At 68.8% G+C, this 19429-nt stretch carries 18 protein-coding genes; 16 read left to right on the top strand and 2 right to left on the bottom strand.

The features are described 5' to 3' along the window. The first annotated feature begins 177 nt into the window (after positions 1-177). Genes argC through ACAG25_RS06045 form a run of 11 tightly spaced genes read left to right on the top strand, consistent with a single transcriptional unit; the run spans position 178 to position 10218 of the window. Positions 178-1212, top strand: a complete 1035-nt coding sequence (argC, locus tag ACAG25_RS06095) for an N-acetyl-gamma-glutamyl-phosphate reductase (RefSeq protein ID WP_370487438.1) — start codon at positions 178-180, stop codon at positions 1210-1212. Then, positions 1209-2414 carry a bifunctional glutamate N-acetyltransferase/amino-acid acetyltransferase ArgJ gene (argJ, locus tag ACAG25_RS06090; RefSeq protein ID WP_370487436.1) on the top strand — a complete coding sequence of 402 codons (1206 nt, stop codon included), beginning with the start codon at positions 1209-1211 and terminating at the stop codon, positions 2412-2414. Before argC ends, argJ begins: the two co-directional genes overlap by 4 nt. Then, positions 2411-3283, top strand: coding sequence for an acetylglutamate kinase (gene argB, locus ACAG25_RS06085; RefSeq protein ID WP_370487435.1), 873 nt, complete (start codon positions 2411-2413; stop codon positions 3281-3283). The genes argJ and argB overlap by 4 nt, the downstream gene beginning before the upstream one ends. Further along, positions 3280-4473, top strand: coding sequence for an acetylornithine transaminase (locus tag ACAG25_RS06080; protein ID WP_370487434.1), 1194 nt, complete (start codon positions 3280-3282; stop codon positions 4471-4473). Before argB ends, ACAG25_RS06080 begins: the two co-directional genes overlap by 4 nt. Then, positions 4470-5393, top strand: a complete 924-nt coding sequence (gene argF / locus ACAG25_RS06075; protein ID WP_370487433.1) for an ornithine carbamoyltransferase — start codon at positions 4470-4472, stop codon at positions 5391-5393. The genes ACAG25_RS06080 and argF overlap by 4 nt, the downstream gene beginning before the upstream one ends. After that, positions 5390-5887: an arginine repressor gene (locus tag ACAG25_RS06070; RefSeq protein ID WP_370487432.1), complete on the top strand. Its 498-nt coding sequence runs from the start codon at positions 5390-5392 to the stop codon at positions 5885-5887. The genes argF and ACAG25_RS06070 overlap by 4 nt, the downstream gene beginning before the upstream one ends. 15 nt (positions 5888-5902) lie before the next feature. Then, positions 5903-7105, top strand: a complete 1203-nt coding sequence (locus tag ACAG25_RS06065) for an argininosuccinate synthase (protein ID WP_370487431.1) — start codon at positions 5903-5905, stop codon at positions 7103-7105. A 28-nt stretch (positions 7106-7133) separates the two neighbouring features. Then, on the top strand, positions 7134-8546 hold the full coding sequence (argH, locus tag ACAG25_RS06060; protein WP_370487430.1) for an argininosuccinate lyase: 1413 nt from the start codon (positions 7134-7136) through the stop codon (positions 8544-8546). 9 nt (positions 8547-8555) lie between these two features. Beyond that, entirely contained in the window at positions 8556-9155 is a 600-nt protein-coding gene (locus ACAG25_RS06055) for a hypothetical protein (RefSeq protein ID WP_370487429.1), read from the top strand. After that, a complete protein-coding gene (locus tag ACAG25_RS06050) occupies positions 9152-9715 on the top strand; it encodes a hypothetical protein (protein ID WP_370487428.1) in 564 nt (187 codons plus the stop codon). The genes ACAG25_RS06055 and ACAG25_RS06050 overlap by 4 nt, the downstream gene beginning before the upstream one ends. Next, positions 9712-10218, top strand: a complete 507-nt coding sequence (locus ACAG25_RS06045) for a hypothetical protein (RefSeq protein ID WP_370487427.1) — start codon at positions 9712-9714, stop codon at positions 10216-10218. Before ACAG25_RS06050 ends, ACAG25_RS06045 begins: the two co-directional genes overlap by 4 nt. Here the strand turns inward: ACAG25_RS06045 and ACAG25_RS06040 are convergent. Both ACAG25_RS06040 and ACAG25_RS06035 read right to left on the bottom strand, forming a co-directional pair. Then, positions 10175-11476 carry a hypothetical protein gene (locus tag ACAG25_RS06040; RefSeq protein WP_370487426.1) on the bottom strand — a complete coding sequence of 434 codons (1302 nt, stop codon included), beginning with the start codon at positions 11474-11476 and terminating at the stop codon, positions 10175-10177. The two genes, ACAG25_RS06045 and ACAG25_RS06040, sit on opposite strands and share 44 nt — an antisense overlap. Then, a complete protein-coding gene (locus ACAG25_RS06035; RefSeq protein ID WP_370487425.1) occupies positions 11473-13242 on the bottom strand; it encodes an ABC-F family ATP-binding cassette domain-containing protein in 1770 nt (589 codons plus the stop codon). Before ACAG25_RS06035 ends, ACAG25_RS06040 begins: the two co-directional genes overlap by 4 nt. 76 nt (positions 13243-13318) lie before the next feature. Here ACAG25_RS06035 and ACAG25_RS06030 point away from each other — a divergent pair, with 76 nt between their 5' ends. Genes ACAG25_RS06030 through tyrS form a run of 5 tightly spaced genes read left to right on the top strand, consistent with a single transcriptional unit; the run spans position 13319 to position 19003 of the window. Continuing rightward, positions 13319-16288, top strand: a complete 2970-nt coding sequence (locus ACAG25_RS06030) for an acyl-CoA synthetase (RefSeq protein WP_370487424.1) — start codon at positions 13319-13321, stop codon at positions 16286-16288. Positions 16289-16339: 51 nt separating this feature from the next. Continuing rightward, on the top strand, positions 16340-16879 hold the full coding sequence (locus ACAG25_RS06025; protein WP_370487423.1) for a hypothetical protein: 540 nt from the start codon (positions 16340-16342) through the stop codon (positions 16877-16879). Then, positions 16876-17091 carry a Trm112 family protein gene (locus ACAG25_RS06020; RefSeq protein WP_370487421.1) on the top strand — a complete coding sequence of 72 codons (216 nt, stop codon included), beginning with the start codon at positions 16876-16878 and terminating at the stop codon, positions 17089-17091. The genes ACAG25_RS06025 and ACAG25_RS06020 overlap by 4 nt, the downstream gene beginning before the upstream one ends. Before the next feature lie 7 nt (positions 17092-17098). Next, positions 17099-17710: a DNA-3-methyladenine glycosylase gene (locus ACAG25_RS06015; protein WP_370487420.1), complete on the top strand. Its 612-nt coding sequence runs from the start codon at positions 17099-17101 to the stop codon at positions 17708-17710. Positions 17711-17728: 18 nt separating this feature from the next. Beyond that, entirely contained in the window at positions 17729-19003 is a 1275-nt protein-coding gene (gene tyrS / locus ACAG25_RS06010) for a tyrosine--tRNA ligase (RefSeq protein ID WP_370487419.1), read from the top strand. Positions 19004-19429 lie beyond the last annotated feature (426 nt).

Genomic DNA, 19429 nt, shown 5'->3' with positions numbered 1-19429 from the left:
CAGAACTTGGCCTCGTCCCAGAGCCTCGTCCCGCAGGCGCAGCAGTACAGTGATTCCATCGCGTCTCCCGCTGCGATCGAATCGGATGGGTGCGATCACACTACGACGGGCGGCGCGCCACCCACCCCGCAATAATGAATTTGCATGGCCTTGCATAAACATGCAAGATGGTGAGCCATGACTTCCGTCGCGGTCGCCGGTGCCAGCGGGTACGCCGGCGGCGAGATCCTGCGCCTGCTCCTCGGTCATCCAGCTTATGCCGAGGGGCGACTGACCATCGGCGCGCTCACCGCCGCCGCGAGCGCGGGCTCAGCGTTGGGCGAACACCACCCCCACCTGTGGCCGCTGGCCGACCGTGTCCTCGAACCCACCGAGATCGGCACGCTGGCCGGTCACGACGTGGTGTTCCTGGGTCTACCGCACGGACATTCCGCGCAGCTGGCCGAACAACTCGGCCCTGACACCCTCGTCATCGACTGCGGCGCCGATTTCCGGCTCAGCGACCCAGCAGCCTGGCAGCGCTTCTACGGGTCCGAGCACGCCGGCACCTGGCCCTACGGTCTGCCCGAACTCCCCGGTGGCCGCGAGCGGCTGCGCGACACCAAACGTGTGGCGGTACCCGGCTGCTACCCGACGGCGGCGCTGCTGGCGCTCTGGCCGGCGCTGGCCGGCGGCCTGGTGGAGCCGGCGGTCACGGTGATGGCGGTCAGCGGCACGTCGGGCGCCGGCCGCGCCGCCAAGGTGGACCTGCTCGGGTCGGAGGTCATCGGCTCCGCGCGCGCCTACAACGTCGGCGGCAAACACCGGCACACCCCCGAGATCGCGCAGGGGCTCTCCGCCGTCGCCGGTGCCCCCGTCACGGTGTCGTTCACCCCGGTGCTCATCCCGACCTCGCGGGGCATCCTGGCGACCTGCACGGCCCGCACCACCGCAACCCTGTCGGATCTGCGTGCCGCCTACGAAAAGGCCTACAGCGACGAGCCTTTCGTTCACCTGCTGCCGGACGGCCAACTACCCCGGACCGGCTCGGTGATCGGCAGCAACGCCGCCCAGGTGTCGGTCGCCCTGGACGAGGACGCACAGACGTTCGTGGCGATCGCCGCGATCGACAACCTGGCCAAAGGCACCGGCGGAGCCGCGGTGCAGTCGATGAACCTCGCCCTGGGCTGGGACGAGACCGCCGGGCTCTCCGCCGTGGGTGTCGCGCCGTGAGCACCGAGTCGAAACTGCTGCGCACCCAGGGGGTGACCGCGCCGGCCGGATTCCGCGCCACCGGCATCTCCGCGGGCATCAAGGCCTCCGGGAACGCCGACCTCGCGCTGGTGTTCAACGAGGGACCGGACTACGCCGCCGCCGGCGTCTTCACCCGTAACAAGATCAAGGCTGCGCCGGTGTTGTGGACCCAGCAGGTTCTGACCACCGGTCGGTTGCGGGCAGTCATCCTCAACTCCGGCGGCGCCAACGCCTGCACCGGTCCGGGTGGGTTCCAGGACACCCACGCCACCGCCGAGGCGGTCGCGGCCGCTCTGTCGGACTGGGGCACCGAGACCGGGGCCATCGAGGTCGCGGTCTGCTCGACCGGACTCATCGGGGACCGACTGCCGATGGACAAGGTGCTCGCCGGCGTCCGCGAGATCGTGCACGAACTGGCCGGTGGTCTCGGCGGCGGGGAAGAGGCCGCACGCGCCATCATGACCACCGACACCGTGCCCAAACAGGTTGCACTGCATCATCCCGACCAGTGGACCGTCGGCGGCATGGCCAAGGGCGCCGGCATGCTGGCCCCGTCGCTGGCGACGATGCTCTGCGTGATCACCACCGACGCGGTTGCGGCCCCCGAGGCGTTGCAGACTGCGCTGACGAGGGCGGTGGCACGGACCTTCGACCGCCTCGACGTCGACGGCAGCTGCTCCACCAACGACACGGTGCTGCTGCTGAGTTCGGGGGCCAGCGAGATCACGCCCAGCCAGGACGACCTCGATCACGCGGTGTTCACGGTATGTGACGACCTGTGCGCGCAACTGCAGGCCGACGCCGAAGGGGTCACCAAGCGCGTCGCGGTCACCGTCACCGGCGCTGCCACCGAGGACGACGCTGTGGTCGCTGCCCGGGTGATCGCGCGCGACAGCCTGGTCAAGACAGCGCTGTTCGGCTCGGACCCGAACTGGGGTCGCGTGCTCGCCGCGGTGGGCATGGCCCCCGTGCAGCTCGACGCCGACCGGATCACGGTGTCGTTCAACGGCTTCCCGGTCTGTGTGGACAGCGTCGGAACCCCCGGCGCCCGCGAGGTCGATCTGTCCGGCGAGGACATCGACGTCACCGTCGACCTCGCCGTCGGATCGGCTTCGGCGACCATCCGCACCACCGACCTGTCCCATGGATACGTCGAAGAGAACTCGGCGTACAGCTCATGAGCCTGCCCACCCCCGACAAAGCCGCCGTGCTGTCCGAAGCACTGCCGTGGCTCAAGGCTCTGCACGGCAAGATCGTCGTGATCAAGTACGGCGGCAACGCGATGACCGACGACACGCTCAAGGCGGCATTCGCCGACGACATGGTGTTCCTGGTCAACTGCGGCATCAAACCCGTCGTGGTACACGGCGGCGGTCCGCAGATCAGCGCGATGCTCAAGAAGCTCGGTATCGCCGGGGACTTCAAAGGCGGCTTTCGTGTCACCACCCCCGAGGTGCTCGACGTCGCGCGCATGGTGCTGTTCGGTCAGGTCGGCCGTGAGCTGGTCAACCTCATCAACAGCCACGGCCCGTATGCCGTCGGGATCACCGGCGAGGACGCCCAACTGTTCACCGCACAACGCCGGTCGGTCCTTGTCGACGGAGTGCCCACCGACATCGGGTTGGTCGGCGATGTGGCACGGGTCAACACCGATGCCGTGGTGGACCTGATCCGCGCCGGACGCATCCCGGTGGTGTCGACGATTGCCCCCGACGCCGACGGCGTCGTGCACAACATCAACGCCGACACGGCAGCCGCGGCCTTGGCAGAGGCGCTCGGCGCCGACAAGCTGCTCATGCTCACCGACGTCGAAGGCCTGTACACCAACTGGCCCGACCGCGGATCGCTGGTCAGCGAGATCGACGCCGCCGCGCTGACGCACCTGTTGCCGACCCTGGAATCGGGCATGGTGCCCAAGATCGAGGCGTGCCTGCGTGCGATCAACGGCGGCGTCCCGAGCGCGCACGTCATCGACGGCCGGGTCGCGCACTGCGTGCTGGTCGAACTGCTCACCGACGAAGGCACCGGCACCAAGGTGGTGGGGAATTGACCGAGAACACAACACTTCTGGACCGCTGGTCGGCGGTCATGATGAACAACTACGGAACCCCGCCGCTGGCGCTGGCCGGCGGGCAGGGGGTCACCGTCACCGACACCGACGGCAAGACCTACGTCGACCTGCTCGGCGGGATCGCCGTCAACGTGCTCGGGCACTGCCATCCTGCGGTCATCGAGGCGGTCCACCGTCAGATGAGCACATTGGGCCACACGTCGAACCTGTACGCCACCGAGCCCGGTATCGCGTTGGCCGAGGCCTTGGTCGACCACCTCGGTGTCCCGGCGCGGGCGTTCTTCTGCAACTCCGGCACCGAGGCCAACGAGGTCGCGTTCAAGATCACGCGGCTGACCGGCAGGACGAAGATCGTTGCCGCCCAAGGCGCGTTCCACGGCCGCACCATGGGCTCGCTGGCGATCACCGGTCAGCCGGCCAAACAGGCACCGTTCGAACCGCTGCCCGGTGACGTCACGTTCGTCCCGTACGGCGACGTCGAGGCGCTCAGAGGTGCGGTGGACGGTTCCACCGCGGCGGTGTTCCTCGAGCCGATCATGGGGGAGGGCGGTGTCGTCACCCCGCCGCCGGGATATCTGGTGGCGGCTCGCGAGATCACCGCCAGCTACAAGGCGCTGCTCGTTCTCGACGAAGTGCAGACGGGAGTCGGTCGGACCGGCTCGTTCTACGCCCACCAACACGACGGCATCACCCCCGATGTCGTCACCCTGGCCAAGGGCCTCGGTGGCGGGCTGCCGATCGGCGCATGCCTGGCCGTCGGGGACACCGCAGACCTGCTCACGCCCGGACTGCACGGCAGCACGTTCGGCGGCAACCCGGTGTGCACGGCGGCCGCACTGGCTGTGCTGAAAGTGCTTGCCGCCGAAGGCCTGGTCGAGCGCGCCGCGGTCCTCGGCAAGACACTCGCCGACGGTATCGAGGCGCTCGGCCATCCGCTGGTCGACCACGTTCGCGGCCGCGGCCTCCTGCGCGGGGTGGTGCTGACCGCCGAGGCCGCCAAGCAGGTCGAAACCGCGGCGCGGCACGCCGGATTCCTCGTCAACGCGGCGGCCCCCGACCTGGTGCGGCTGGCCCCGCCGCTGGTGATCACCGAGACGCACATCGATGCGTTCGTATCCGCACTTCCGGCCATCCTCGACCGGGCCGAGGCAGAAACGAGGGACCGATGATCCGGCACTTCCTGCGCGACGACGACCTGTCGCCCGACGAGCAGGCCGAGGTCCTGGCCCTGGCGGCCGAGCTCAAGAAGGAGCCGTTCAGCCGCCGGCCCCTGGAGGGGCCGCGCGGCGTCGCGGTCATCTTCGAGAAGAACTCGACCCGCACCCGGTTCTCGTTCGAGGTCGGCATCGCCCACCTCGGCGGACACGCTGTGGTGGTCGACGGCCGCAGTACCCAGCTGGGGCGCGAGGAGACGCTCGAGGACACCGGCGCGGTGTTGTCGCGCTACGTCGATGCCATCGTGTGGCGCACCTTCGCCCAGGAACGGCTGACCGCGATGGCGTCCGGGTCGACCGTCCCGATCGTCAATGCTCTCTCCGACGAATTCCACCCGTGTCAGGTGTTGGCCGACCTGCAGACCCTCGCCGAGCGCAAGGGATCGTTGCGCGGGTTGCGGCTGAGCTACTTCGGTGACGGAGCCAACAACATGGCGCACTCGCTGATGCTGGGCGGGGTCACCGCCGGGGTGCACGTCACCATCGCCGCTCCCCGCGGCTTCGAGCCCCACCCGATGTTCGTCGCGGCCGCCGAGGCCCGCGCTCAGCAGACCGGGGCCACGGTCACCGTCACCGACGACCCGATCGCCGGTGCGGCAGGCGCCGACGTCCTGGTGACCGACACCTGGACGTCGATGGGCCAGGAGAACGACGGGCTCGACCGCGTCCGCCCGTTCCGCCCGTTCCAGGTCAACGCCGGGCTGCTCGATCGTGCCGACTCCGAAGCCGTTGTGCTGCACTGCCTTCCCGCGCACCGCGGACACGAGATCACCGACGAGGTGATCGACGGTCCGCAGAGCGCCGTGTGGGACGAGGCCGAGAATCGCCTGCACGCGCAGAAGGCGCTGCTGGTGTGGCTGCTGGAGAACCGATGACGGCAGCTGCCACCCGAGCCGGCCGCCAGGCCCGGATCGTCGCTCTGCTCTCGGAGCGGTCGGTGCGCAGCCAGAGCGAGCTGGCGTCCCTGCTGGCCACCGAGGGGATCGAGGTCACCCAGGCCACCCTGTCGCGGGACCTGGAAGAGCTCGGCGCGGTCAAACTCCGCGGAGCCGACGGCGGCGTCGGCGCCTACGTCGTCCCCGAGGACGGTAGCCCGGTCCGCGGGGTCAGCGGCGGCACCGACCGGGTGACGCGGCTGCTCGGCGATCTGCTGGTCTCCACCGACTCCAGCGGCAACCTCGCGGTGCTGCGCACCCCTCCGGGCGCGGCGCACTACCTGGCCAGTGCCATCGACCGGGCGGCGCTGCCGTACGTGGTCGGCACCATCGCCGGCGACGACACCATCTTCGTCATCGCGCGTGAACCCATGACCGGAGCGGAATTGGCCGCCACGGTCGAAAACCTTTCCAAAGCCTCAGATAACACGTAGTAGAAGGAGTTCGTTATGTCCGAGCGCGTCATCCTGGCGTATTCCGGCGGTCTGGACACCTCGGTGGCGATCAGCTGGATCGGCAAGGAGACCGGTCGCGAGGTGGTGGCGGTGGCCATCGACCTCGGGCAGGGCGGTGAGGACATGGAGGTCGTGCGGCAACGCGCGCTGGACTGCGGCGCGGTCGAGGCCGTCGTCGTCGACGCGCGCGACGAGTTCGCCGAGCAGTACTGCCTGCCCGCGATCCAGTCCAACGCTCTCTACATGGACCGCTACCCGCTGGTGTCGGCGCTGAGCCGACCGCTGATCGTCAAGCACCTCGTCGACGCGGCCCGCGAGCACAAGGGCGGCATCGTCGCCCACGGGTGCACGGGCAAGGGCAACGACCAGGTCCGCTTCGAGGTCGGATTCGCCTCCCTGGCACCGGATCTGCAGGTCCTCGCGCCGGTGCGCGACTACGCATGGACCCGTGAGAAGGCCATCGCGTTCGCCGAGGAGAACGCGATCCCGATCAACGTGACCAAGCGTTCGCCGTTCTCGATCGACCAGAACGTGTGGGGCCGCGCGGTGGAGACCGGGTTCCTCGAGCACCTGTGGAACGCACCCACCAAGGACGTCTACGACTACACCGAGGACCCCACGCTCAATTGGAGCAGCCCCGACGAGGTCATCGTCGGCTTCGAAAAAGGTGTACCGGTGTCCATCGACGGGCAGCCGGTGACGGTGCTGCAGGCCATCGAGCAGCTCAACGCACGCGCCGGCGCCCAGGGCGTGGGCCGCCTCGACGTCGTCGAGGACCGGCTCGTCGGGATCAAGAGCCGCGAGATCTACGAGGCCCCGGGTGCGATGGTGCTGATCACCGCGCACACCGAGCTCGAACACGTGACGCTGGAGCGCGAACTCGGCCGGTTCAAGCGCACCACCGACCAGAAGTGGGGCGAGCTGGTCTACGACGGCCTGTGGTTCTCGCCGCTGAAGTCCGCGCTGGAGTCTTTCGTCGCGCATACGCAGGAACACGTCAGTGGCGAGATCCGGCTGGTGCTGCACGGCGGGCACATCGCGGTCAACGGCCGCCGCAGCGCCTCGTCGCTGTACGACTTCAACCTGGCCACCTACGACGAGGGGGACACGTTCGACCAGTCGGCGGCCCGCGGCTTCGTCCAGATCCACGGTCTGTCGTCGAGCATCTCGGCCCGCCGCGACCTGGGCATCAAGTGACCGTCTCTCCGGCGAGCAGGGTAACCCCGTGAGCACCAACGAGGGGTCGCTGTGGGGCGGACGGTTCAGTGACGGGCCGTCGGATGCGCTGGCGGCGCTGAGCAAGAGCACCCACTTCGACTGGGCATTGGCGCCCTATGACATCACCGCATCCAAAGCCCATGTGCGGGTGCTGTTCTCGGCCGGTCTGCTGACCGAGGAGCAGCGCGACGGGCTGCTCGGCGGCCTGGACGAGCTGGCCGCCGACATCGCCGACGGCTCCTTCGGTCCGTCGGTCACCGACGAAGACGTCCACGGCGCGCTGGAGCGAGGCCTGATCGACCGCGTCGGCGCCGAGCTCGGCGGCCGGTTGCGCGCCGGCCGGTCCCGCAACGACCAGGTCGCCACGCTGTTCCGTTTGTGGTTGCGCGACGCGATCCGACGCGTCGCCGACGGCGTCCTGGAGGTGGTGTCGGCGCTGGCGACGCAGGCCGCCGCGCACCCGACGGCGATCATGCCCGGCAAGACGCACCTGCAGTCGGCGCAGCCGGTCCTGTTGGCCCACCACCTGTTGGCGCACGCGCATCCGCTGCTGCGCGACGTCGACCGGCTCGCCGACGTCGACAAGCGCGCTGCGGTCTCGCCGTACGGATCGGGCGCGTTGGCGGGCTCGTCGTTGGGTCTGGACCCCGACGCGATCGCCGCGGAGCTCGGATTCACCGCCGCGGCAGACAATTCCATCGACGCCACCGCAGCCCGCGATTTCGCGGCCGAGGCGGCGTTCGTGTTCACGATGATCGGGGTCGACCTGTCCCGCCTGGCCGAGGACATCATCCTGTGGAGCACCACCGAATTCGGCTACGTGACCCTGCACGACTCCTGGTCGACCGGCAGTTCGATCATGCCGCAGAAGAAGAACCCCGACATCGCCGAACTCGCGCGCGGGAAGTCGGGCCGGCTGATCGGCAACCTGACCGGTCTGCTGGCCACGCTCAAGGCCCAGCCGCTGGCCTACAACCGCGACCTGCAGGAGGACAAGGAGCCGGTCTTCGACTCCGTGGCCCAACTCGAGTTGTTGCTGCCGGCGATGGCGGGGCTGGTCGGCACGCTGCGTTTCGACGTCGACCGCATGGCCGAGCTGGCCCCGCTGGGATACACCTTGGCCACCGATGTCGCGGAATGGCTGGTGCGACGCGGTGTTCCGTTCCGGGTGGCCCACGAGGCCGCCGGTGCCGCGGTCCGGGCGGCCGAGCAGCGCGGCGTGGGACTGGAAGACCTCACCGATGCGGAGTTGGCCGACATCCACTCCGAGCTGACCCCGCAGGTGCGCGAGGTGCTGACCATCGAGGGATCGGTGAACTCGCGCGACGCCCGCGGTGGCACCGCGCCGGTCCAGGTGGCCGCGCAGTTGGGTGTGGTGCATCAGGCCGCAGACGCGTTGCGGCGGCGCCTTCGCCGCTAGCATCGGTGCGTGCCCGCTGCCGTTCCGCGACCGTCTGTTCGACGCTGGCTGGCCGAACGGGGTCTGCGGCAGTCGTGGAAGGCGCTGCTGGCTGCGATCCTCGCGGTGGCGGCTCTGTTCGGCGGGCTGGACCGGGTCGAGACCGGGGTGACGTCCTTCGCGCCCGGTGAGGAGTTCAGCGACGGCCAGTACACCCTCACCGTGCATCGTGCCCGACTGGTTTCCGAACTCGCCGCCGGAGGTTTCTCGCTCGCGCGGGAGAAGCCGGGCCGGCGCTACCTCGGTGTGGTCGTCACGCTGCGCAACGACGGTACGGCCCCGGGTGCGCTCGACCGCGTACTGCAACTGCGTTCGGTGGCGGACAAGACGTTCGTCGGGGTGATGCGGATGGACGACGGCTCCCAGGCGATCCGACTGGGACCCGGTCTCGAGGAACAACTGGCCTACGTCTGGGAGCTCCCGGAAGGTGAGCTGACCCCCGGTGACAGGGTCACCCTGCGGGTGTCGCGAAAGTCGTTGCGGGAGGGGCTGATCATCTACGGCGAGCACTACATCGACACTGCCGGCCAGTACGGACAGGTCGTCGTCGACGTGGTGGGTCCCCGATGACCGCGCGTCGACGCAGGGCGCTGCGCGCGGTGGCCACCGTGCTCGTCATCGCCGCGGCCGCGGTGGTCTGGCACCACCTTCCCGCTCCGTCGGATGTGTACCGGCCCTTCGACGTCCACGGTGCACCCGGCGAACCGGTCAGCGGACGGCTGTTCGACGTGACGGTGACCGGGGTCCGGACCGGACAGGAGGTCCAGGCGCCGCGCCGACCTCCGGCACCCGCGGCCGGCCGGTGGGTGCTGGTCGACACCGATCTGGTCGCCACCGATCGCTACGTCCTGCCCAGAGCCGAACTCCTGGTCGGACCCAACACCTACGCCCCGTCCGAGCGGTTCCAATTCGTCCAGCTCGGAGGGGAGTTGGCGCCGCTGATCACCCAACGCGGATCGTGGGCGTTCGACGTCGCGCCCGATCTCCTCAACCGGTCCACGATGCTTTCGTTACGGGTGTGGTCCGGTGACCATCGCCTGGATTCGCGTGTGGTCGTCGACATCCCGTACGCCGACGCGGTGTTCGACGATGCTCCGCTGACTCTGGCCGCCACGAAGGAGAGTGCGTGATGCGGCCGTTGAAGCTCTGGCAACGCAACGTGATCGGGGCGGTCGCGGCGGCTGCTTCGCTGGGGGTCCTGGTGGCCACGGATCTGGCGCCGCAGTGGTCGGATTACCGAGCGAGCGTGGACCCGGCGGCAGAGGCGGCACCCCGGCAGAGCGTCGAGCTGTACGGGCAGACCTGGTCGGTCGACGAGATCAGGCATCTCGGGCGGCAACCGCAACCGCCCGTCGGTGAGCTCCCACCAGGCACCGTCGTGACCATGGTGACCCTGCAGCGCAGCGGACCGCCCGGACCACAGGGCTGCTTCGCAGCCCTCACCGACGGTCATCACCGGTGGCGAGGCCAACCGGTCTTTCTGTACAACATCACTCCGAACCCCGATGCGGCGACCACCTGCGCCGACCCCGGACCGGTGCAGTGGGCGTTCGTGATCCCCGCGGATGTGGTGCCCACCGCCGTCGACGTCACGGCGCTGGACGGCTCGATTCAGGTGCGGTTGCAGCTGTAGCCGACGGAATGCGGTGCAGGCAGTAGCCGAGCGTCACCGCGATCAGGCTGACCCGCAACGGCTCGATGATCAGATGGATGACGAGTTCCAGCGTCGGGATGCCGGCGGCCCAGAACTGCGAGGACTGCGGGCCCACCAGCCACGCCATCCCGCGCAGCAGGTATCCGGAACCCAGCTGCGCCCGGTAGAAGCTGCCGGACATGTCCAGCCATGCCAGCCCGAGGTAGGCCAGGACATACAGCGACAGCGCGAACACCCCGCCGTGCAGCAGGATTCGCATCGAGTCCACGATCGGCTTGAAGTTGCCCAGCTGCGACTCCAGGTGAGCGCGCAGATCGCTGCGCCACTTTTTCGGCAGGCGCCGCCACCTGGCCTGCAATTGCTCCCCGGTGCGGGCATGCCGCGACGCCAGTGCACGCGCCCGTTCCCCGGCCACCCGCTCCATCAGCGCCCGCCAGTCGGGGCTGGTCGAGACTCCGTAGACGATCCCGGCGAGCACGAGCCAGATCAGCGGCACTGCGGCGCCGCCGAACACCGTGCGCACGGCCCACGTCATGCTGTCCCACAGCGAGTCCAAGAACGCGACATGGGAGAACACGGCCTCGCGGGTCTGGTTGAACCAGACCACGATCCGGCGTTCGGCCAGCCAGCCGGCCGGGTCCAGCAGGAGGGTCAGCCCCTGGTTGACCGACAGCGTCAGGACCAGGAACACCCACAGCGCGTCGACGTACACACGCACGGCGACAAACCATCGCGGCAGCTTCTCCGTGAAACGCGACAGCACGACACGCACCACCAGCGCCACGCCGATCACCACCCACGTGGTGGCACTGACCGGCAGGTTCTCCGGATCCAACTCGACCGGGGTGGGATTGGCGAAGGTGTCGGCGATCCGGTAGTCCAGTGCGCGAACCTCAAACGCCAGCCAGTCCTCCCGGAACATCCGCCACGCCAAGTAGATCGCGAAGAACGGCAAGATCACCGATGCGAACAGGTCCACGCCGCGCAGCGAGCGGCGGGGGAGTTCGGCGATACCGGGGATCGCGGGCCGCAGCACAAGGAACATCGCGACGTAGGAACCCAGTCGCGCGATACCGGCCAGCGGCATGATCAGCGCGGCCCACACGTTACTGTCGTGCCCGGCCCACGCGGCCAACTCGATGGCGCCTTGGCGCCCGAGAAGCCCGAGCAGATAGCAGGCGGCCAGCTGCGGCCAGTAGCGCACGCTCAGCACCAGCGGCCGCAGCACCCAGGTCACTGGCTGTCTTCCGCCAGCGCCAACCAGCTTTCTTCCAGGGTCTCCTTCTTCGCCATCAGCTCGGCGAGGTCGGCGTTGAGTTCGCCGACCCGGACATGGTCGGCGGCTGCCTCGGCCATCGCCTCGTGCACCGACGCGATGCGCTCGTCGAGCTTGCCCAACTGACTTTCTATGCGCGACATCTCTTTCCCGGTGCGCCGGTCCCGCGCCGCAGCGGACTCGGTGCGGTCCGACGCACGGGCGGGCTCGGGCCGCTCGGCCAGGTCGGCGGCAGCCCGGTCGGCCAGGTACTGCTCGACGCCGCCGGGTAGCAGCACGCAACGCCCACCGCCGGTCAGCGCGTAGGTCACGTCGCTGACGCGTTCCAGAAAGTACCGGTCGTGGCTCACCACGATCAGTGTCCCTGGCCAGCCGTCGAGATAGTCCTCGATCACCGTCAGCGTGTCGATGTCGAGATCGTTGGTGGGCTCGTCGAGCAGCAGCACGTTGGGTTCGTCGAGCAGCAACCGCAGGAACTGCAGGCGACGCCGTTCGCCGCCGGACAGGTCGGCCACCCGGGTGGTCAGTTTGTCGCCGACGAAGCCGAAGTCCTTCAACAGGGTGTCGGCGCTGATCTCCCGCCCGCCGGCCAGTTCGGTGACCCGCCGCCGGTCCTCCACTGCGTCGAGTACGCGCTGGGAGCCGTCGAGTTCCTTGACCGCCTGACTGAGATATCCGATGCGCAACGTCACGCCACGCTTGACCCGCCCCGACGTCGGTTCGAGCTCTCCGAGCAGAAGTCGCAGCACACTGGTCTTGCCGGTGCCGTTCACCCCGACCAACCCGATGCGCGCGCCCGGTCCGATCGACCAGTCGATGCCGTCGAGGATCACCTTCGGCGGGTCCCCGACGTCGAGCCGCACCCGGTGCAGGTCGAAGACGTCCTTACCCAGCCTGGACGTCGCGAACTGTTGCAGCACAAGGGAATCACGCGGGGCAGGCTCGTCGGCGATGAGTTCGTTGGCGGCCTGGATGCGGAACTTCGGTTTCGAGGTTCGTGCCGGCGGACCGCGGCGCAACCAGGCCAATTCCTTGCGCATCAGGTTCTTCCGGCGCGCCTCGACGCTCGCCGCCATTCGGGTGCGCTCCGCGCGCGCCAACACATAAGCGGCGTAACCACCTTCGTAGGAGTCCACGACACCGTCGTGGACCTCCCAGGTCTTCGTGCACACCGCGTCGAGGAACCAGCGGTCGTGACTGACCACCACCAGGGCCCGCGTCGGCCGGCCGGTGAGCTGCCCGGCCAGCCAGCCGATGACCTCCACGTCCAGGTGGTTGGTGGGTTCGTCGAGGACGACGACGTCGTGCGGCGCGATGAGCACCTCGGCCAGAGCCACCCGGCGGCGCTCACCGCCGGACAGCGTGGCGACCTGTTCGTCGAGGTCCACACCGGCAAGCAGATGCTCGACGATCGACCGGGTCGCGGTGTCAGCGGCCCAGACGTGGTCGGCCTGCCCGCCGACGATCACAGAACGGATCGTTGCGCCGGCGTCGAAGTCATCGGCCTGGCGCAGGTACCCGACCGAGAGCCCCGAGGTGTGGGTGACCCGGCCGGAGTCGGGCTCCTGCGCGCCCGTCAGGATCTTCAGCAGGGTCGACTTGCCGTCGCCGTTGCGGCCGACGACCCCGATCGCGTCGCCCTCCTCGACCCCGAGGCTGACACCGTCGAGCAACGTGCGGGTGCCGTAGGACACGGTTGCGCGTTCGAGGTTGATCAGGTTTGCCATCAGCGCCCGATGATAGGCGGGGCCTGTGCCATGATGTCGTCGGCAGGTGGGGGCGCTACGGGCAAGGGAGCACACTTTGGTGGATCTCTCGGCGATTACCGGGCCGGTCGGCCGATTGGTGGCCACCGCGCAGAACGGTCTGGAAGTGCTGCGCTACGGCGGGCTGGAGACCGGAGCCGTGCCCTCGCCGTTCCAGATCATCGAGAGCGTCCCGATGTACCGGCTGCGCCGCTACTTCCCGCCCGACAGCCGTCCGGGCGCCAAGCCGGCAGGTCCGCCGGTACTGATGGTGCACCCGATGATGATGTCGGCCGACATGTGGGACGTCACCCGGGAGGACGGCGCCGTCGGCATCCTGCACCGCGCCGGCATCGACCCCTGGGTCATCGACTTCGGTTCGCCCGACAAGGTCGAAGGCGGCATGCAGCGCACGCTGGCCGACCACATCGTGGCTTTGAGCGAAGCCATCGACACCGTCAAGACGGTGACGGGACGCGACATCCACCTCGCCGGCTACTCGCAGGGCGGAATGTTCGCCTATCAGACCGCGGCGTACCGCCGGACCAAGGACATCGCCAGCATCGTGGCGTTCGGGTCGCCGGTCGACACCCTGGCCGCGCTGCCGATGAACCTGCCGCCCAACCTGGCGCCGGCAGCCGCGGATTTCATGGCCGACCATGTGTTCAGCCGCATCGACATCCCGGGATGGCTGGCCCGCACCGGTTTTCAGATGCTCGACCCGGTCAAGACCGCGCAGTCGCGCATCGAGTTCCTCCGCCAGCTACACGACCGCGAGGCGTTGCTGCCGCGTGAGCAGCAGCGCAAGTTCCTCGCCTCGGACGGGTGGATCGCCTGGTCCGGTCCGGCGATCTCCGAACTGCTCAAACAGTTCATCGCCCACAACCGGATGATGACCGGCGGCTTCGCCATCCACGGCGACCTGGTGACCCTGTCGGACATCGACTGCCCGGTACTCGCGGTGGTCGGCGAAGTCGACGACATCGGCCAGCCGGCCTCGGTGCGCGGCATCAAACGCGCCGCACCGAAAGCCGACGTCTACGAGTTCCTCATCCGCGCAGGTCATTTCGGACTCGTCGTGGGATCCAAGGCGTCCAGCCAGACGTGGCCTGCGGTGGCCGGGTGGGTGCGCTGGCTCGACGGTGGCGGCAGCATGCCCGAGGGGGTGACGCCGATGGCGATGCAACCCACCGAGACCACGGAAAGCGGTGTCTCCCTGACCTCGCGGCTGGCGCACAGTACCGCGGCCGCAACCGAAATGGCGTTCAGCCTGGCGCGTTCGGCCGCGGATGCGTTGGTGGCCGCGAACCGCTCGGCCCGCACCCTGGCCGTCGAGACCGCCCGTACGTTGCCCCGGCTGGCCCGACTGGGCCAGGTCAACGACCACACACGGATCTCGTTGGGCCGCATCATGAGTGAACAGGCCCGCGACTTCCCGCAGGGGGAGGCGCTGCTGTTCGACGGCCGGGTGCACACCTACGAAGCCGTGGACCGCCGGATCAACAACGTCGTCCGAGGACTCATCGAGGTCGGGGTACGCCAGGGCGCCCGGGTCGGGGTGCTCATGGAGACCCGACCCAGCGCGCTGGTCGCGATCGCGGCGCTGTCCCGGCTCGGCGCCGTGGCCGTGCTGCTGCCGTCCGACGCCGACCTCGCCGAAGCGGTGACGCTCGGGGCGGTCACCGAGATCATCGCCGACCCGACCAGCCTGGACGCGGCCCGCCGCCTCGACATGCGGGTTCTGGTCCTCGGCGGCGGCGAGTCCCGCGACCTGGACGTGAGCGGCGACGACGACGTCATCGACATGGAGCAGATCGACCCCGACCGGGTCGAGCTGCCCGGTTGGTACCGGCCCAACCCGGGGCTGGCGCGCGATTTGGCGTTCGTCGCGTTCAGCACGATCAGCGGGCAACTGGTCGCCCGCCAGATCACCAACTACCGCTGGGCACTGTCGGCGTTCGGCACCGCGTCAGCAGCCAACCTGGGACGCAGCGACACGGTGTACTGCCTTACACCGCTGCACCACCAGTCCGGTCTGCTGGTGAGTCTGGGCGGAGCCGTCGTCGGTGGGGCGCGCATCGCGTTGTCGCGCGAGTTGCGTCCGGACCGCTTCGTCCACGAGATCCGCCAATACGGCGTCACCGTCGTCTCCTACACCTGGGCGATGCTGCGCGAGATCATCGACGACCCCGCGTTCTCCCTGAGCGGCAACCATCCCGTGCGGCTGTTCATCGGTTCCGGTATGCCGGCGGGCCTGTGGGAACGGGTCGTGGAGGTCTTCGAACCCGCCAACGTCGTCGAGTTCTTCGCGACCACCGACGGGCAGGCGGTGCTGGCCAACGTCAAGGGCGCCAAGATCGGCAGCAAGGGTCGCCCACTGCCCGGCGGTGGCGAGATCGCGCTGGCGGCCTACGACCCCGACGAGGACCTCATCCTCGAGGACGACCAGGGCTTCGTGCGTCGCGCCGACACCAATGAGATCGGTGTCCTGCTGGCCCGCCCGCGCGGTCCCGTCGATCCGCTGGCCTCGGTCAAGCGTGGTGTCTTCGCCCCAGCCGACACCTGGGTGTCCACGGAGTACCTCTTCCGTCGCGACGAGGACGGCGACTACTGGTTGGTGGACACCCGTGCCGCGGTGATCCACACCCCGCGCGGTCCGGTGTTCGCCGCCACGGTCAACGACGCGGTCGGACGGCTCGGCGCGGTCGACATGGCGGTGACCTACGGCGTGGAGGCCAACGGACAGACGGTGGCGATCACCGCCTTGGCTCTGCGTCCAGGCGGCAGCGTCCCGTCGGCCGACCTCAGCGAGGCGTTGGCCGATCTTCCGGTCGGCGAAGCACCGGACCTCGTCCACGTCGTCTCCGACATGGCCCTGACCGCGACGTACCGCCCGCTGGCCGGACCACTGCAGGAACAAGGCATCCCCAAGGCGTCACGTAACGCCTGGTACCGCGACCCCGATAGCAATCGGTACAAGCGCCTGACGGGCGCTGCTCGCAACGGGATCGCCGGCGAACGGTCGTAGTGCCGCCGACCCGGTGCGCTGTTAGGCTCGCGTCGTCGACGAGGAGGGTTGATGTCAGCTCAGAGCAGGCGCCTGGCCGCGACTGTCGCGGTGGCCGCCGCCACGCTGGCGGGAGCGCTGTCCGCACCCGCCGCGCTCGCACAACCAGCCCAACCGGCCCAGCCCGGCCAGCCGACCCCGACCGCGCCGTCTGCCGAGTCGGACGCGCCTCGCCGGGTCAACGCCGACCAGTTGCTGATGAAGATCTCGCAGGAGTACCAGTCCGGGTCGAGCGGCGGTCAGGTGTCCAAGCTGATCGATCAGGCGATGACCCTGCGGATGCGCGGGTTCCGCCCGTCGATGGCCAATGCGCAGGCGCTCGCCGCCGCACTCGAGAAGCGTCCGAACCAGACGCCGCTGATCGAAGCCCTGCGCGCGACTGTGGCCTACCAGCGCAAGTTGCAGATGCAGAGCGCCAACGCCCCGGCGCAGCAACCCGGGCCGCAGGGTCCGGTCGGACCGCAGTCACCGGGGCAGCCGGCGACGCCGGGATGGGTGCCGGAGAGTCCGATGCAGCAGGACACGCCGGTCTTCCCGATGCCGGGCCGGTGAGCGGCACCACGCTCGACGAGAACCTGCTGGCGATCCTGGTCTGCCCGCAGGATCGCGGCTCGCTGCTCTACGTCGACGACTGTCTCTACAACCCGCGGTTGCACCGCAAGTACCGCATCGAGGACGGTATCCCGGTGCTGTTGGTCGACGAAGCGGTCACCGTCGACGACGACGAGCACCGCCGGTTGGTCGCCGCGGCAGGCGGCAGCTGACCGATTCATGTCGAGCGACGCCCTCGAAGTCGATCCGCTCACCGCGGCACGTCTACTTCTGGGCTCCCGTCTGTTCGGGCGCGGTGTCGAGGCGACGATCGTCGAAGTCGAGGCATACGGAGGACCCGCTGACGGTCCCTGGCCCGACGCCGCCGCACACTCCTACCGCGGGCCCGGACTGCGTAACGCCGTGATGTTCGGTCCGCCCGGACGGCTCTACACCTACCGAAGCCACGGCATCCACGTCTGCGCGAACGTGTCGTGCGCCGCCGACGGCGTCGCGGCCGCAGTCCTGCTGCGCGCCGCGGTCATCGACCGGGGCGTCGATGTCGCGCGTCGCCGGCGAGGTGAACACGTCGGTGAGGTCTCGCTCGCGAGGGGTCCCGGCAACCTGTGTGCTGCGCTGGGAATCACCATGGACGACAACGGAACCGACGTCTTCGACCGACGCTCACCGGTCCGAATACGGCTCGACGAACTGAAGGTCGGCGCCACCGGTCCACGGGTCGGGGTCAGCAAGGCAGCCGACCGGCCCTGGCGCATGTGGTTGTCCGGGCATCCCGAGGTATCGGCCTACCGGCGCAGTCCGCGGGCACCGGCTCCTGGTCTCAGCGACTGATGCGGGAAGATCGACCACGTGGGTAGCGACATTCTCGACGACTTGGAGTGGCGCGGGCTGATCGCCCAATCCACCGACCGTGACGCCCTCGGACGGGCCTTGGCCGACGGTCCGGTGACCGTCTACTCCGGCTTCGACCCCACGGCCCCGAGCCTGCACGCCGGTCACCTGATCCCGCTGCTGACGCTGCGCCGCTTCCAGCAGGCGGGCCATCGGCCCATCGTGCTCGCCGGCGGGGCCACCGGGATGATCGGTGATCCGCGCGAGGTCGGCGAACGCACGCTCCAGACAGCCGACACCGTCGCCGAGTGGGCCGAACGCATCCGCCGACAACTCGAGAGGTTCGTCGAGTTCGACGATTCCCCGACCGCGGCGGTGATCGAGAACAACCTGTCCTGGACCGCCGAACTGTCGGCGATCGAGTTCCTGCGCGACGTCGGCAAGCACTTCTCGGTCAACGTGATGCTCGACCGGGACACGGTGCGGCGGAGGTTGGACGGCGAAGGCATCTCCTACACCGAGTTCAGCTACATGCTGCTGCAGGCGAACGACTACGTCGAGCTGCATCAACGCCACGGCTGCACGCTGCAGGTCGGCGGGTCCGACCAGTGGGGCAATATCATCGCCGGGGTCCGGTTGGTCCGCCAGAAGTGCGGCGCGTCCGTGCACGCCATGACCACCCCGCTGGTGACCGACTCGGAGGGCCGAAAGTTCGGCAAGTCCACGGGGGGCGGCAGCCTCTGGCTCGACCCCGAGATGACCAGCCCGTACGCGTGGTACCAGTACTTCATCAACACCGCCGACGCCGACGTCATCAGGTATCTGCGCTGGTTCACCTTCCTCGACGCCGAAGAGCTCGGCGAACTCGAGGCGGCCACCGCCGAGCGGCCGCATGAACGCGCGGCGCAGCGACGACTCGCGCGGGAACTGACCACGCTGGTACACGGCGAGTCGGCCACTGCCTCGGTGGAACACGCCAGTCAGGCGTTGTTCGGCCGCGGCGAGTTGGACAAGCTCGACGAACCGACGCTGTCCGCTGCACTGCGGGAGGCCTCGGTCTCCGAGCTGGGGCCCGGCGGTCCGGACTCCATCGTGGATTTGCTGGTGGCCAGCGGGCTGTCGGCGAGCAAGGGCGCCGCCCGCCGCACCCTCGCCGAGGGTGGAGTCTCGGTCAACAACGTCAAGATCACCGCCGACGACTGGGTCCCCGGAGACGGCGACTTCCTGCACGGCAAGTGGTTGGTGCTGCGACGGGGCAAGCGCAACATCGCCGGCATCGAACGTGTCCGCTGACCGCGTCGGCGGTCGGAGAGGTGCGGGAACAAGTGGGCGACGTCGGGCGTTGGATCTTCGTACAGCCAAGTCGCCGACTGGTACGCCCGTCGGAAAACGTTCTGAAAAAGGCGTTCTAGCAGGCGATTTGACTCGGAGTTTCCACTGACGTAACTTATCCACGTCGCCGCGACACGGCCCCCGGGCCGAGGAGCGCGGCAGACTCCCAGAGGGAAATCCACCGAGGTGGGTTCCTGATTGTCCGCAAGACCCGCAGCGGCTTAAACGCCGCGGTTGGTTGCGCGGCCGAGCGGGTGTGTTGTTTGAGAACTCAATAGTGTGTTTGGTGGTTTTTGTTTGTTGTTTTTTTGCCGCGCCTCTTTTTCCCGTTTAGGGGTGTGGTTTTTTTGATGCCAGTTTTGGTGTCTTTTGTTTGGTCAAATTTGT

The sequence above is a fragment of the Mycobacterium sp. pV006 genome, from assembly GCF_041287115.1.
Lineage (GTDB): Bacteria > Actinomycetota > Actinomycetes > Mycobacteriales > Mycobacteriaceae > Mycobacterium.
The sequence above is the reverse complement of the archived record's forward strand: the minus strand, read 5'-3'. Positions and strand labels throughout refer to the sequence as shown.

Coding starts and splice junctions, on each gene's coding strand:
- argC (WP_370487438.1), top strand. CDS start 178: ATGACTTCCGTCGCGGTCGCCGGTGCCAGCGGGTACGCCGGCGGCGAG.
- argB (WP_370487435.1), top strand. CDS start 2,411: ATGAGCCTGCCCACCCCCGACAAAGCCGCCGTGCTGTCCGAAGCACTG.
- argF (WP_370487433.1), top strand. CDS start 4,470: ATGATCCGGCACTTCCTGCGCGACGACGACCTGTCGCCCGACGAGCAG.
- ACAG25_RS06070 (WP_370487432.1), top strand. CDS start 5,390: ATGACGGCAGCTGCCACCCGAGCCGGCCGCCAGGCCCGGATCGTCGCT.
- ACAG25_RS06065 (WP_370487431.1), top strand. CDS start 5,903: ATGTCCGAGCGCGTCATCCTGGCGTATTCCGGCGGTCTGGACACCTCG.
- ACAG25_RS06050 (WP_370487428.1), top strand. CDS start 9,152: ATGACCGCGCGTCGACGCAGGGCGCTGCGCGCGGTGGCCACCGTGCTC.
- ACAG25_RS06035 (WP_370487425.1), bottom strand. CDS start 13,242: ATGGCAAACCTGATCAACCTCGAACGCGCAACCGTGTCCTACGGCACC.
- ACAG25_RS06025 (WP_370487423.1), top strand. CDS start 16,340: ATGTCAGCTCAGAGCAGGCGCCTGGCCGCGACTGTCGCGGTGGCCGCC.
- ACAG25_RS06015 (WP_370487420.1), top strand. CDS start 17,099: ATGTCGAGCGACGCCCTCGAAGTCGATCCGCTCACCGCGGCACGTCTA.